The sequence below is a fragment of the Ligilactobacillus sp. LYQ135 genome, from assembly GCF_053711055.1.
The window spans coordinates 1-534 of sequence record NZ_JBSJYT010000023.1; the positions used below are offsets into that span (position 1 = coordinate 1).

1 protein-coding gene is annotated in these 534 nt (G+C 42.5%); it reads right to left on the minus strand.

All coding sequences use genetic code 11. The features are described from left to right. Positions 1-534: IS30 family transposase (locus ACWCL1_RS08915; protein ID WP_454546560.1), on the minus strand; the 534-nt coding region annotated here is incomplete at both ends.

Consider the following 534-nt stretch of genomic DNA (forward strand, 5'->3'; position numbering starts at 1 on the left):
TGTTGTTCAGCGATAAAGCATTGATAGTAACGAGTTTTCCGTTCGGCAAAAGTGACAATCACTTTACGCCCACCCCGCCGGGGAACGACACAATCAACTTCCCAATGACCAAAATATTTACGCTGATTGATCGTTTTAGGTCGTTTTTCAATTAAGATGCGGCGTTGACGTGCTAACACCCGTTGTTCCTCCACGCCTTCTTGTTGCTGTTGTTTCCGCGCTTGCTGTTTTAATTTCCGCATACTATCCGATAAACGTTTTGGATTATGACGCTCATGTAAGGGATTATTCAAGTCCATTAAACTAACATTCGGAATCCGTCCGGCTTTAATCCAAGTATAAATAGTTTGATGACTAACTTTAACTTCGGGACAACGTTGCGCAATCGCCCGCGGTGACCAATGATGATTTAAAATCTTATCGGCAATCACTTCTCCCTGTTTAACCGTATATTTATCTGCTCGGGGTAAAGTTTTACTTTCCTGACGCTGATCCGCTAACGCTTGAGCTAAACTAGCATCGTAGTGATAATTA